Source organism: Pseudomonas asplenii (genome assembly GCF_900105475.1).
Taxonomy (GTDB): Bacteria; Pseudomonadota; Gammaproteobacteria; order Pseudomonadales; family Pseudomonadaceae; genus Aquipseudomonas; species Aquipseudomonas asplenii.
The window spans coordinates 5,066,610-5,080,405 of sequence record NZ_LT629777.1 but is presented as its reverse complement, the minus strand read 5'-3'; the positions used below and the strand labels follow the sequence as shown (position 1 = coordinate 5,080,405).

The window sequence follows — 13,796 nt, the reverse complement described above, 5'->3', positions numbered from 1 at the left end:
CAACGCAGGCGCGAATCTTAACGGGCAGGGTTGCGCAAAAGAAGACACAGGCGCGCGTTTTTCGGCAGGCTCGTCGGATGTGTGATGATTTGTCGCAGGGGGACGATAGAGCGGCTGGCGGCGGCATCGGCCGCTAGCGCGGACTCCAGCCATCGGCCCCGGCGAGAAACCGTGCAGGGTCGGATTGTTGGGCGAGGGTGGCGGCATCGAGCTTCACCATGAACGCCTCGCGCGCTTGCGGGTTGCGCCCGGCGCCCCGGGAGCCGACTTCCGCATAACGTGCGGTCGGCAACCGATGTTCCTGGTTCCATTCGGTAAAGCCTTGGGGCAGGACTCGCCCATCCAGCTCACAGCCTAGGTAGCTGACGGTAGCCAGGTCGCGCCAGGGGCGGCCCAGGCTGATGGTCTGGACCGACGAATCGGCGCTGACCGTGCAATCGTGAAAGACGAACCCGCTGTGCTGCCCGGCTGACACCCGGCTCTGGGCGGTGAGGGTGATCGAATTGCGTTGAATACCGCGCAGCTCGACGTGTTCGAAGTAGGCCAGGGCATCGCCAAAGATGAAATCGACGGTGCCGGTGATCAGGTCGTCCTGGTAATACTGCCGGTGGCCGTTCCCGCCGGCGTACAAGGTGTCCTGACTGCCCAGAAGGTGCAGGCCGATGAAGCGTTGCCGGTCACCCGTCGCCGACAGCGCAATGGCCTGGGCACCGTCGCTGACCTCGGGGTGGTGTTCGTGGAAACGGTTGGCAATGGTCAGATGATCGATCTGCAGGTCGTCGGCCTGGGCAAACACCGTGGCGGACTTTGCGGTGCCGCCACTGTCACCGGCACTGTGATCGGCTTCGATGACCACGTCGTCGGGTTGGCTGCCGGCGCCGGTCAGCCGCAGCCTGGGCACGGTGATGTGCACGACTTCGTGGTAGACGCCGGGATCAATGCGGATGGTGTCGCCTGGGCGTGCGGCATCGACGGCCTCCTGGACTTGTCGATAGCGTTGCGTTGCCCCGACCTTGAGCACGCCGGGGCTGTCGGCCGGCTGCGGAAAACTCGTCCAGCGCTGGTCGCAGGCTGACGGCGCCGGGCTGCCTGCCGGGGCGTTGAGGCCGGGTACGGGCGGGCTGACGCCGCCGGGGCCTGCCTTGAGGTCGGCGCGGCTCACCTGCCATTGCGCGGTCGGTGCGAAGTGGACATCGTCGAGGGTCAGGCCAATTGCTGGCGAGGCGCCGGTGGCCTGGATACGCAGGATACCGTCGGCGCCATGGACGTGCTGCAGCACAATGTCGCGATAGACCGGAATGGCGTTACCGGTCACATCCTTGGCGTAGGCCGTGTCGATATCGATCGGCTGACGATTGTTGCGCAGGCAGATGTCCTGATAACGAACGTCCTGGACGATGCCGCCACGCGACGCATCGCTTTTGATCCGGATGCCCGAGGTGGTGCCGTCGAGGGTCAGGCCGCGTACCAGCACATCGGAGACGCCCGAGTTGGTTTCGCTGCCGATCGACATGCCGTGGCCGCTGTAGAAGTGGTTGTCGAGGATCGACAGGTGCCGGCTGGGGCCTTGGGAACCGGCCTTGATCGCGACATTATCGTCGCCGGTACGAATGAAGTTGTGGGCCAGGGTAACGTTGCTCGAGCCCATGGGGTCGATGCCGTCGGTGTTGCGGGCATCGGCGGCGGTATCGATGATCAGGCCCCAGGCGGTGAAACCGTCCACCTGATAGGCGACCACGTGGAAGTTGGCCGCGTTGTGCAGGCGCAGGCCATAGAGGGTGATGTCGCGCGAGCGGTCGATCTCGATCAGGCGCGGGTTGTTCTGCTTGCCATTCTCTCTTTGGGCCTGGCGTGCCAGTTGCCACCAGCTCTGGTCGGTGCCCTGGATGGCTTTGTCGCCCTGGCCATCGATCTCGCCCTGACCGACGATGGCGCTGCCACGGGCCTGGACGATATGAATGAAGGGGCGACAGCCAGTGCCCTTGTTGTCGATACGACCGCAGGTTCCGGCGCCATTGTCGTAGGCCCGGGCATCGGTGGTGGCGGTCAGTACCACGGTTTTATCCAGCCACAAGGTCACGCCGGAGGGAATCTGCAACGGCCCGCTTGGGAACACCGCACCCTTGGCTCCGGCGGCCAGGCGCACCGCCTGGCCCTGCGGGCAGCGATTGAGCGCATCCTGCAAGCGCGCGGTTTCACTCTGCCAGGCCGAGGCGGACAGTGGCTCCAGGGTTGCGCAGACCTGGCCGGGCAGGCGAGGCTCCTCGACGTGACGGGTGTCTTCGGCCCAGGCACTGTGGGTCGCCAGCGAGCACAGCAGCGTGACAGCAATTGAAAGGCGCGACATGGAACGGCTTTGGCCTCCAGGTTGGAAATTGAAGGCCATGATTGGAGGGAGCGTCGGGATTAATCAAATGAAGATTGCGACTCGATCGCCCGGACGGGTCGCAGCCTGATGCCTGCTCAAGGGCCATGGCCCGGTGCATCGGGCATGACGGCCAGGTCAGCGCCGCTGAAGCTGAATGGATGCGCGCGGTGGCCGACATTCTCGATTGCCCGATGCCGCCATTGCTCGCGGCATGACAGGGCGCAAGCTTGCCTGCATCTATCCGGGTAATCGATGCGTTACACTGATCAATCAGTGTCCGATGAGAATACCCCGTGGCGATCAACTTCGATTTGAACGATCTGCAGGCCTTTCGCGCCGTCGTCGAACAAGGCAGCTTTCGCAAGGCCGCCCAGGCCATCAGCATTTCCCAGCCTGCCTTGAGTCGAAGGGTGGAAAAGCTTGAAGAGGCGCTCGGCGTGCGGCTGTTCGAGCGCACCACCCGGCGTGTCAGCCTGACCCAGGTCGGCCGGTCGTTCGCACCGACGGTGGAACGCCTGCTGGATGACCTGGATGTCGCGCTGCTGGGCATCACCGACGTTGCCTCGACCCGGCTCGGCCATGTCACCGTGGCGTGTGTGCCTTCGGCCGCGTATTACTTCATGCCCAAGGTGATTGCCCATTATCACCGGCAGTACCCGAAGATCAGGATCAAGGTGCTCGATTCCAGTGCCAATGACGTGCACGCCGCAGTCCTCAGTGGCGAGGCGGATTTCGGGTTGAGTTTTACGGGCAACCTGCAGCCGGAAATCGAGTTCGAGTTGCTGGTGGAAGAGCGTTATGTAGTGGCCTGTCGTCGCGACCATCCGTTGGCGCAGCGCACGAGCGTGACCTGGACAGAGCTGTACCAGCAGGACTACATCAGCCTCGACAAGACCTCGGGCAACCGCTTCCTGCTCGATCAGGCGCTGATTCGTATCACGCCGGAAAAATCAGGAGTGTGCGAGACCCGGCATGTGACGACCATGATCGGCTTGGTGGAGGCGGGGTTGGGGGTGGCGGCGGTACCGACCATGGCGCTACCGGGGCCTGGGCATCCGCTGCTGACCGGGGTGCCGCTGGTCGAGCCCGAGGTAATGCGCAAGGTCGGTTTGCTCAAGCGCCGGGGCAGGGTGTTGACCCCGGCGGCTTTGGAACTGGAGCGGTTGATCGTGGAAATGAAGCAGTCGTTCAGCGAGTGACGGAATCCAGCCCGGTGGCCTTGACCGTTTCCTGAGCAGCCGGCGCGGCCATGTATTGGAGCAGTGCCTTGGCCTGCTCAGGGTGCTGGGCGTCCACCGGAATCCCGGCAGCGAAGCGCGTTACCGACTGCACCGACTCCGGGATCTTGCCGACATACGTCACCCCTGGCACCGGCAGCAGCTCACTGACCTGCTGGAAGCCCAACTGGTACTCGCCCGTCGCCACGACCGAGGCCACCGGAATCTTCGGTACCATGCTTGCCTTGGGCTTGAGCTGGGCTTCGATACCCAGGCGCTTGAACAACTGATCCTGAATGTACACGCCGCTGGCGCTGTCGGAGTAGGCGACGGACTTGGCCTTGAGCAGCGTGTCTTTCAGTTCCTGTTCGGTGCCGATGGCCGGTTTGGCACTGCCTTCGCGTACCACCAGACCGATGCGCGAATCGGCCAGTTCGACCCGCGATGCGGGCAAGACCTTGCCTTGCTTGATCAACTCGTCCAGGGCGTAACCGACCATGATCACCACGTCGGCTTTCTCGCCACGCGCCAGCCGATTGGGGATCGCTTCCGGCGCCTTGCCCATGGACGGGCCGAGCGTTGTATCGAGGGTGTTGCCGGTTTCGGCGGCGAATTTCGGACCGAGGATCTTGTAGGCGGCGGTGAAGCCACCAGAGGTCATCACGCGGATTTCCTCTGCCTGGGCGATGCCGCCCAGTGCCAGGGTACCGAGCAGGCTCAGTTTCAGGAACAGTGCTTTCATTGGGTTTCTCTTGTTTGAGTTGGAACGATGGAACCCCGCTTTGCCTTGTGAAAGTCGACTTCCACAGGGCAGAGCGGTGCTCCGACTTACATCGCTGGCTTGAACTGCACTTTTGCCTTGCGATACAAAAACAGCGTCGCACACAGTGCACAGATCGCCGCGAAGCTCATCCAGTAACCCGGTGCTGCCTTGTCGCCGGTGTATTGGATCAGCGCCGTGGAGATCGCCGGCGTGAAACCGCCGAACACCGCTGTCGCCAGGCTGTAGGCCAGGGAGAAACCGGCCACACGGACTTCTGCCGGCATGATCTCGGTCAGCGCGGCAACCATCGCGCCGTTGTACATCCCGTAGAGGAACGACAACCACAACAGCACCAGCAGCATGCTGTTGAAGCTCGGCGCCTTGACCAGCAGCGTCAGCGCCGGATAGGCCGTGGCCAGCGTCAGCCCGGCCATCGCCAGCAGGACCGGACGCCGACCGATACGGTCGGAGAGGGCGCCGCCTACCGGCAGCCAGCAGAAGTTCGAGATACCCACCAGCAGGGTCACCAGCAGGCTGTCGGCAGTGCTCAGGTGCAATACCGTCTTGCCGAAGGTCGGCGCGTAGACGGTGATCAGGTAGAACGCGGTGGTGGTCAGTGCGACCATCAGCATGCCGGCGACCACGATGACCCAGTTCTGCGCCAGGGTGCTCATGACTTCGCGCATGCCTGGGCGACGTTTGCGTTGGGTGAACTCTTCAGTTTCCGCCAGGTTGCGACGCAGGAAGAAAATGAAGGGCACGATCAGGCAACCGATCATGAATGGAATGCGCCAGCCCCAGTCGGCAACGATGCCGGGAGCCATCCATTGGTTCAGCGCATAACCCAGGGCGGCGGCGACCACCACGGCAACCTGCTGGCTGCAGGACTGCCAGGCCACGTAGAAACCCTTGCGGCCCGGTGTGGCGATTTCCGCCAGATAGACCGAGACCCCACCCAGTTCCGCGCCGGCGGAGAAGCCCTGCAACAGGCGCCCCAGCAGAACCAGCGCCGGAGCCAGCAGGCCGATGCTTTCGTAGCTCGGTACCAGCACGATCAGGATGGTGCCGCTGGCCATGATCGACAGGGTGACGATGAGTCCCTTGCGCCGGCCGACTTCATCGATATAGGCGCCGAGAATCACCGCACCCAGCGGACGCATGAGGAAGCCGGCGCCGAATACGGCGAAGGTCATCATCAGTGAGGCGAATTCGCTGCTGGCGGGGAAAAAGGCCGCGGCGATGTAAGTGGCGTAGAAGCCGAACAGGAAGAAGTCGAACTGCTCGAGGAAGTTGCCCGAGGTAACGCGAAATACCGCGCCTGCCTTGGCACGGGCAGAACTGGCAGTGGGAAGTGTGGCGTGCATCGTGAGGTCTCCAGCGTTTTTATGGCCTGCATTGCGGTGCAGATTTTTATTGGCGCAGATACTGGAGCAGCCTTATCGATTTGATAAGTGCATTTTTAGAATGGATTGATGCGTATTGCGGATCAATTGGCTCAGAAAAACGCTACTGTATCAAGTCGGGCCAGGAAATCATCGTGGGCAAGTGAGGTGCTGTGAGGCTTTGTTTGATGTTGTACAGGCAGGGTTCAGCAACCTGTCGTTGTCGATATTGGGCAAAAAGCTATGATCTGCGTCATAGAGCGGATTTTGGGGGTGTGTGATCAGCGGGTTATCAGGAATTTTCGGGGTGCGCCTGTCGCGGCAGGCCAGGGGCATGTTGGCGATCCTGATCGCCATCGGCCTGTCATCGCTGGACACCGCCATTGCCAACACGGCACTGCCGGCCATTGCCAAGAGTCTGCACACCACGCCGGCGGCCTCGGTGTGGATCATCAACGCCTATCAGTTGGCGGCGGTCGCGACCCTTCTGGCCTTTGCTTCGCTCGGCGGTATATTGGGACATCGCAAGGTCTACCTGTTCGGTCTGGTGTTGTTCACCGTGGCGTCGGCGCTGTGTGCGATGTCGACGACCTTGACCCAGTTGACGCTGGCGCGGGTGCTGCAGGGTGTCGGCGGCAGCGCGATCATGAGTGTCAATGCGGCGCTGATCTTCAGCCTGTTTCCACCGGAGAAGCTCGGCAAGGGCATGGGCCTCAATGCACTGGTGGTGGGTATCTCGTTCGCCGCCGGGCCGACCGTGGCTTCGCTGATCCTGTCGGTGGCCGACTGGCCCTGGTTGTTCGGGGTGAATATTCCCATCGGCCTGATCGCGTTGGCGATGGCGATTCCTTCGTTGCCGCACACACCACCCAATGGCCAGCGTTTCGCCTGGGGCACTGCGGTCCTGAGTGTGCTGACGTTCGGTTCACTGATCTACGCGTTGGGCGAGGGCGCCCAGTTTGCCGGGGCGCTGGCGATCTGCGGCGCGCTGCTGGTGTGCGTTGGGGCCGGTTACCTGATGATCCGCCGCGAGGCCGGGCATCCGGCGCCGATGTTCCCGATCGATCTGCTCAAGCGGCCGATGTTTGCCCTGTCGGCGATGACCGCGCTCTGCGCGTTTGCCACTCAGGGTTTGGCGTTCGTCTCGCTGCCGTTCTTTTTCGAGACGGTGCTGGGTCGCGACCCGGTACAGACCGGCTACCTGATGACGCCCTGGTCGGTGGTGGTGGCGGCGATCGCACCCTTCGCCGGGCGTCTGTCGGACCGTTATCCGCCGGGCCTGCTGGGAGGCATCGGGTTGGGCGTGCTGTCGCTGGGCATGTTGTCGCTGGCCATGATGCCCAGTGATCCGAGTGCGCTGGATATCGGCATTCGTATGGTGATCTGCGGGTTGGGCTTCGGATTCTTCCAGTCGCCGAACCAGAAGGCGTTGCTGACCAGCGCGCCGCGCGAACGCAGCAGCGGAGCCAGTGGCACCATTGCCACGGCACGCTTGCTCGGGCAGTCGACCGGGGCGGCGCTGGTGGCATTGAGTTTTGGCATCTCGAGCCATCAGGGGCCGACCTTGGCGCTGTACATCGGCTCGGGATTCGCGGCGGCGGCGTGCCTGGCGAGTTTCTCCCGCTTGCTGGCACGTAACCCGGTTTGAAAGCGTGATCGCCTGGCGTTAGGACAGCGCTGTCCCGAAGCGTGAGGAATGTTTTATGCTCGCGCTTTGGGAGGGAGAACTCGATGGGCAGGGATTACCTGGCGTTTTTCGTTTCGCTGTTTCTGTCACGGCTGGCCGATCAGATCCTGCTGTTCATCGTTCCGCTGCTGGTGTTCCAGACCACCCAGAGTGCGTCCTGGACAGGGCTGGCCTTTTTCGTCGAAACCTTGCCGCGATTTATTGCCTTCCCTATAGGCGGGGCGTTGTGCGACCGTTTTTCGCCGGTGCGCCTCCTGCACCTGAGCCAGGCTTTTCGGGCGCTGGCCTGCGTGATCGCGGTCGGCGGTCATGGGCTGTTCGATGGTCTCTACTGGCTGGTGGCGCTCTCGGCACTCTGTGGGGTGTTGACCACCCAGGGCATCATGGCCCGTGAGGTGCTGTTGCCGCATGTCTTTACCCGTTACAGCTACACCAAGACGCTGTCCTATTCGCAGATCGCCGACCAGACTGGCCTGGTGCTCGGGCCGCTGCTGGCGGCGCTGTTGCTGCAAGCCATGGCCTGGCCCTGGGTGGTGCTGGGCGTGGCCGGGCTGTTCGTGCTCGCCGACCTGGCGATGCGGGTCTGGCAACGCACCAGCGTCTTTACCCTGCCAACCGTCGAGCAACCGCCCTCGGGTCTCTGGCTACAGCCGTTGCGCATAGCCTTCGGGCACATCCGGGCTTTGGCCGAACTGCGCCAGATCATCGGCCTTGCGGTCGGGGTCAACCTGATCGTCGGCGTGACCCTGGCCACCTCGGCGGCGCTGGTGGTGGGCAGTTTCGCCCAGGGCAAGGACGATTACGCCGTGCTCCAGGCGGTCGGGGCTGGAGTGACCATTGCCATCCTGTACCTGCTGGCACGGGTCAATCTGCCGTTGCGGGTGCTCGGCGGGTTGTCCTATTCGCTGATCCTGCTGGGTGGGTTCATCAGCGGCTGCAGCCTTTCGATGAGCGGGTATGTGCTCGGCTTCCTGCTGGTGGTCGGCTTCGACAAGATGTTCAACGTCTATATCCGCAGCGTCCGTCAGCGGGTCATTCCGGTGCAGGACTTTGGCAAGACCGTCGGGGTGATCACCCTGCTGAACAATCTGTCGCAGCCTCTGGCCGGCCTGCTGGTGGCCGTTCTGGCGGCGCCACTGGGAACACGTGGCGTGGTGTTGGTGCTGACTGCCATGAGTACGCTCATCGGTGTGCTGGTGCTGTGGTGGTGGCGTTCCGGCAGGCCGACGCTGTCACTGGAAAAACCCGCCTGATTGGATATCCTGTGCGGCGATTCTCGACCCGGCCAGCCGCCCGGTCGGCAAGTCCGATTGATAGCGTAGGGGATGTGGTGATGGCGGGCAGGTTGATCTATCTCATCGGGCCGTCGGGTTCCGGCAAGGACAGCTTGCTCGATGCGGCCCGCGAGCCCCTGGCACAACGTGACTGTCGCATCGTGCGGCGGGTCATCACCCGTTCCGCCGAGGCCATCGGCGAGGCGGCCCACGGGGTCAGCGCCGAGCAGTTCGCGACGATGCAGGCGCAGGGTGCCTTTGCCCTGAGCTGGAAGGCCAACGGCCTTAGCTACGGCATTCCCATCGACATCGAGCAGTGGCTGGCGGCTGGGCAGGATGTGCTGGTCAATGGTTCGCGCGGCTACCTGCCGCAGGCCCGCGAGCGTTATCCCGAACTGCTGGCCGTGCTGCTGACGGTGGACCCTGCGGTATTACGCGAGCGTCTGCTGGCGCGCGGTCGCGAGTCGCTGCCGCAGATCGAGGCGCGCCTGGAACGTAACGTGCAGTTCACCCTCGGCGAAGGCGCCCTGGCGGCAGATGGTCCGGCGCTGGTGCTGCTGGACAACTCCGGTCCGATCCGGCAGACGGTGAGCCGGTTGCTGGCCCTGATCCAGGAGGCGTGAGCCGCTGCCTGGGCTTGCGCTTACCCCAAAAAGCCCGTCTGACCCGGCAAACGGTCTGTCCTCAATACGGCCTGTGCTCCCGGTTGATCGAGGGTGCAAAAAAGCCCGTGATGCCCTATAACGGCTGTCATCACAAACCCGACACGGCGTTACGCCGGTCGTGTTTTGTCTGGGGGTGAGGTTGACGATGTTGCGTATTCGCGGGTTGAGCAAGGCTTACGCTACGGCCCAGGGACCGCTGGCCGTCTTGCAGGGTGTGGATCTGGCGTTGGAGCAGGGCGCGAGCCTGGCACTGATGGGGGAGTCCGGCAGCGGCAAGAGTACCTTGCTGCATCTGGTGGCCGGCCTGGATCATGCCGACAGCGGGGCGATCGAGGTCGCCGGACGTGATCTCTGCCAGATGAGCGAAGTGCAGTTGGCCGCTTGGCGCCGCCAGGAGATCGGCCTGATTTTCCAGCAGTTCAACCTGATCCCCAGCCTGACCGTGGCCGACAACCTGGCGTTCCAGGCCCGACTGGCGGGCCGGCATGACCGGCGTTGGGAAGCGCAGTTGGTCGAACGCCTGGGGCTGGGGCAAACCCTGTCGCGCTATCCCGAACAACTGTCGGGTGGTCAGCAGCAGCGTGTGGCCCTGGGCCGTGCGCTGGCTGCCCGTCCGCCGCTGATCCTGGCCGACGAGCCCACCGGCAGCCTCGACGAAAGCACCAGCGACGAGGTGCTGGACGTATTGCTGGAACTGCTGGCCGACAACGCCACCAGCCTGCTGATGGTCACCCATAGCGAACGCATGGCCAGTCGTCTGGAGCGTCGGATACGCTTGCACAATGGCCGATTGAGCGAGTCATGAGGACGTTCTACTGGGCCCTGCGGACCCTGCTCAGTCACTGGTGGCGTCATCGGGTGCAACTGGCCAGTGTCTTGGCCGGGTTGTGGTTGGCGACGGCCTTGCTCACAGGCGTGCAGGCCCTCAACAGCCAGGCCCGGGACAGTTATGCGCGGGCCAGTCAACTGATCGGCGGGGCGGCGCCTTATCGTTTGGTCAGCCGTGATGGCGGGCGTTTCGAGCAAGCGGTGTTCGTTCAGTTGCGCCTCGCCGGCTGGCCGGTGTCGCCGCTGTTGCAGGGCCGCCTGGAACTGGACGATCCACGCCAACCCGGCCATGTCCGGCACTGGCAGGTATTGGGTATCGATCCGGTCAGTCTGCCACGGGGCAGCACCCTGGCCGGGCAGTCGGTGGACAGCGACTCGTTGCTGGCTTTCATCGGTGTGCCGGGGCAGACCTGGGTAGCGGCGGATACCTTGCAACGCCTGGGACTCAAGGTCGGCGACCGACCCCGCAGTCCGCAAGGACAGCTATTGCCGCCATTGGCTCTACGCCCGCAGTTGCCGCCCGGCCTGCTGCTGATGGATATCGGCGCGGCGCAGCAGGTGCTCAATGCTCCGGGACAGCTTTCGCAGTTGTTGCTGGCGACCGACTTCGCCCGCGCCGAACCCCAGTTGCCAGCCGACCTGCTCAATCGTCTGCGCCTGCAGGCTCCGGGTGATGAAAGCGACTTGGCGCATCTGACCGAAAGCTTTCATCTCAATCTCAGTGCCCTGGGTTTTCTGGCATTTATCGTCGGTTTGTTCATCGTGCATGGCGCCATCGGCCTGGCTCTGGAGCAGCGCCGTGGACTGCTGCGTACCCTGCGTTCCTGTGGTGTCAGTGGCCGTTGTCTGCTCAGTGCGCTGGCGGTGGAGCTGTTGGGCTTTGCTCTGGTGGGCGGCGTGCTCGGTGTGATCAGCGGTTATGGCCTGGCCAGCGTGTTACTGCCGGATGTCGCGGCCAGCCTGCGTGGACTCTACGGCGCAGAGGTGGCCGGCAGTTTGAACCTGCCGCCCAGTGACTGGCTGGCGGGGTTGGGGCTGTCGGTGGGCGGTGCTCTGCTGGCCGGGACGGGCAGTGTCTGGCGAGCGGCGCGCCTGCCGTTGTTGGCGTTGGCCCAGGCCGAGGCGTGGCGGGCGGCCCAGGCGCAGCGTCTGCGTCAGCAGTTCGGGCTGGCGCTGCTGTTGGCGCTGGTGGCGTTGGCCTGTATCGGTTGGGGCGACAGTCTGGCCAGCGGCTTCGCCTTGATGGCCGCGTTATTGATGGCGGCCGCATTGTTGCTGCCGGTGTGCCTGAACGCGCTGTTGAGCGGCCTGTTGCCGGCCTGTCGCCGACCCTTGAGTCAATGGTTCATCGCCGACAGCCGCCAGCAGTTGCCGGCCCTGAGCCTGGCGCTGATGGCCTTGTTGCTGGCCCTGGCCGCCAATATCGGCGTCGGCAGCATGACCTCGGGCTTTCGCCAGACCTTCACTGCCTGGCTCGACCAGCGTCTGGCTGCGCAGTTGTACATTACCCCGCAGGGCCCCGAGCAGGATGCGCAACTGGAGCACTGGCTGGCCGCTCGTGGTGATATCCAGGCGGTATTGCCTGGTTGGGACGCCGAGATCAGCCTGCAGGGCTGGCCGACCCAGGTGCGGGGTATTCCGGATGAGCCGACCTATCGTCAGCACTGGCCGTTGCTGGAGGCTGCTGACCAGGCCTGGTCGCGCTGGGCGGCGGGTGACGGGGTGATGATCAGCGAACAATTGGCGCGGCACCTCGGGCTTGCCCTCGGCCAGCGTCTGGTCCTGCCGACACCGGTCGGCGACTGGTCGCTACCGGTATTGGCGATCTACGCCGACTACGGCAATCCCAAGGGGCATCTGTTGCTCGAAGGGCGGGCGCTGCAAGCTCATTGGCCGGACCTGCGGCCGAGCCGCTACAGTCTGCTGACATCGGCCGAGGGGGTGGCGCCGCTCAAACATGAACTGCAGCAGACCTTTCATTTCGATGAAGCGCACCTGATCGACCAGAGCGAACTCAAGGACAGCGCCGGCAAAGTCTTCGAACGCACCTTTGCCGCAACCACCGCCCTCAACAGCCTGACCCTGGGTGTGGCGGGTGTAGCGCTGTTCATCAGTCTGCTGAGCCTGAGCGAAAGCCGCCTGGGGCAATTGGCGCCGTTGTGGGCGCTGGGTGTCGGTCGTCGGCAACTGCTGCTGTTGAGCCTGGGACAGACCCTGTTGCTGGGTTCACTCACCTTGTTGCTGGCGATTCCCCTGGGCCTGGCGCTTGCCTGGTGCCTGGTCGCCGTGGTGAACGTCCAGGCCTTTGGCTGGCGTTTACCGATGATTGTCTTTCCAGGGCAGTTGCTGCAACTGTCGTTGTTGGCGCTGGTGGTGACCCTGGTGGCGGCGGCCTGGCCGCTGTGGAAGTTGCTGCGGGTCAGCCCGGTGGCGTTGCTGAGGACGTTTGCCAATGAGCGTTAGGGGCTTGTTCGCACTGCTGTGCAGTTTGCTTCTGGCGGGTTGCGATCAATCGCCCCCCGCAGACTCGGAAGGCTTCGCCGGGCTGGGTTCCAATGCTGCCGACTTCGCCCAGGTCGTGCCAGGAAAGACCCTGGAGTTTCCCCGTGACCACGGTGCCCATCGTGACTACCGCATCGAGTGGTGGTACATCACCGCCAACCTCAAGGATGCCGAGGGGCATCGTTATGGCGTGCAATGGACCCTGTTTCGCAGCGCCCTGAAAGTGCCGGGCGAATTGACCGGCTGGAGCGAGCCGACCTTGTGGATGGGGCACGCGGCGCTGACCAGCGAGCGCGGTCATCATTTCGCTCAGGCCCTGGCGCGCGGCGGGGTCGGCACGGCGGGCGTCGAGGCCGAGCCTTTAAACGCCTGGATCGACGATTGGCAACTGCGCAGCCTGTCGCCGAGCAATCAGGGGCTGGGGCAGATGCAACTGTCGGCCCACGGCAGCGATTTTGCCTATCGGCTGAACCTGAGCAGTCAGCGCCCGTTGGTGTTGCAGGGCGATCATGGCTACAGCTTGAAATCCGGCAAGGGGCAGGCGTCGTGGTACTACAGCCAACCGTATTTCCAGGTGAGTGGCAGCCTGCAGGTCGATGGGCGCGAGGTCCAGGTCAGCGGCCAGGCCTGGCTCGACCGCGAGTGGAGCAGCCAGCCGCTGGCTGCCGAACAGTCGGGGTGGGACTGGTTTTCCCTGCACCTGGCCGATGGCGCTAAGGTCATGTTGTTCCAGGTGCGGCAGCAGGGTGGCGAGGCCTATCGGGCCGGGACCTGGATCGGGGCTGATGGCCAGGCGCAGGTACTGAAGGGCGACGATATCGTGCTGACACCCGGACGGCAGGCCAGCGTCGCCGGGCGTAAATTGCCAGTGGAGTGGCGGTTGGAAATTCCGAGCAAGCATTTGCGCATCGAAACGAAACCGCTACGGGACGATGCGTGGATGGGCACCACATTTTCCTATTGGGAAGGGCCGATCAGTTTGAGTGGCAGCCAGCAGGGCGTGGGTTATCTGGAGATGACCGGGTATTGAAACCCGGACTGCGCGGTCGGGCTACTCCACTGGTTGCTGGCTCACAGTTGGCATGATGTTCGAATCGAGTCACTCATGCC

The 13,796-nt window shown here is 63.8% G+C and carries 10 protein-coding genes; 7 read left to right on the top strand and 3 right to left on the bottom strand.

What is annotated here, in order from left to right; all coding sequences use genetic code 11:
• Positions 1-133 precede the first annotated feature (133 nt).
• A complete protein-coding gene (locus tag BLU37_RS22405; RefSeq protein WP_090209013.1) occupies positions 134-2,347 on the bottom strand; it encodes a pectinesterase family protein in 2,214 nt (737 codons plus the stop codon).
• Positions 2,348-2,661: 314 nt separating this feature from the next.
• Between BLU37_RS22405 and BLU37_RS22400 the strand changes: the two genes are divergently transcribed.
• Positions 2,662-3,567 carry a LysR family transcriptional regulator gene (locus tag BLU37_RS22400; RefSeq protein ID WP_010448317.1) on the top strand — a complete coding sequence of 302 codons (906 nt, stop codon included), beginning with the start codon at positions 2,662-2,664 and terminating at the stop codon, positions 3,565-3,567.
• Here BLU37_RS22400 and BLU37_RS22395 read toward each other — a convergent pair.
• The gene (locus BLU37_RS22395) at positions 3,557-4,327 is read right to left on the bottom strand and encodes a substrate-binding domain-containing protein (RefSeq protein WP_010448319.1); all 771 of its coding nucleotides are present in this window, start codon (positions 4,325-4,327) and stop codon (positions 3,557-3,559) included. The two genes, BLU37_RS22400 and BLU37_RS22395, sit on opposite strands and share 11 nt — an antisense overlap.
• 86 nt (positions 4,328-4,413) lie before the next feature.
• Positions 4,414-5,712, bottom strand: coding sequence for an MFS transporter (tcuC, locus tag BLU37_RS22390; RefSeq protein ID WP_090209009.1), 1,299 nt, complete (start codon positions 5,710-5,712; stop codon positions 4,414-4,416).
• A 352-nt stretch (positions 5,713-6,064) separates the two neighbouring features.
• Here tcuC and BLU37_RS22385 point away from each other — a divergent pair, with 352 nt between their 5' ends.
• The 6 genes from BLU37_RS22385 to BLU37_RS22360 all read left to right on the top strand — a co-directional run bounded on the left by BLU37_RS22385 (position 6,065) and on the right by BLU37_RS22360 (position 13,716).
• Entirely contained in the window at positions 6,065-7,378 is a 1,314-nt protein-coding gene (locus BLU37_RS22385) for an MFS transporter (RefSeq protein WP_172833132.1), read from the top strand.
• 83 nt (positions 7,379-7,461) lie between these two features.
• Positions 7,462-8,670: an MFS transporter gene (locus BLU37_RS22380; protein WP_090209006.1), complete on the top strand. Its 1,209-nt coding sequence runs from the start codon at positions 7,462-7,464 to the stop codon at positions 8,668-8,670.
• 80 nt (positions 8,671-8,750) lie between these two features.
• On the top strand, positions 8,751-9,314 hold the full coding sequence (gene phnN, locus BLU37_RS22375) for a phosphonate metabolism protein/1,5-bisphosphokinase (PRPP-forming) PhnN (protein WP_090209003.1): 564 nt from the start codon (positions 8,751-8,753) through the stop codon (positions 9,312-9,314).
• 187 nt (positions 9,315-9,501) lie between these two features.
• Positions 9,502-10,161 carry an ABC transporter ATP-binding protein gene (locus tag BLU37_RS22370; RefSeq protein ID WP_090209001.1) on the top strand — a complete coding sequence of 220 codons (660 nt, stop codon included), beginning with the start codon at positions 9,502-9,504 and terminating at the stop codon, positions 10,159-10,161.
• Positions 10,158-12,647: an ABC transporter permease gene (locus BLU37_RS22365; RefSeq protein WP_090208998.1), complete on the top strand. Its 2,490-nt coding sequence runs from the start codon at positions 10,158-10,160 to the stop codon at positions 12,645-12,647. The genes BLU37_RS22370 and BLU37_RS22365 overlap by 4 nt, the downstream gene beginning before the upstream one ends.
• Positions 12,637-13,716 (top strand): lipocalin-like domain-containing protein, encoded by a 1,080-nt coding sequence (locus tag BLU37_RS22360; RefSeq protein ID WP_090208996.1) that lies wholly within the window; start codon positions 12,637-12,639, stop codon positions 13,714-13,716. Before BLU37_RS22365 ends, BLU37_RS22360 begins: the two co-directional genes overlap by 11 nt.
• Positions 13,717-13,796: the final 80 nt, after the last annotated feature.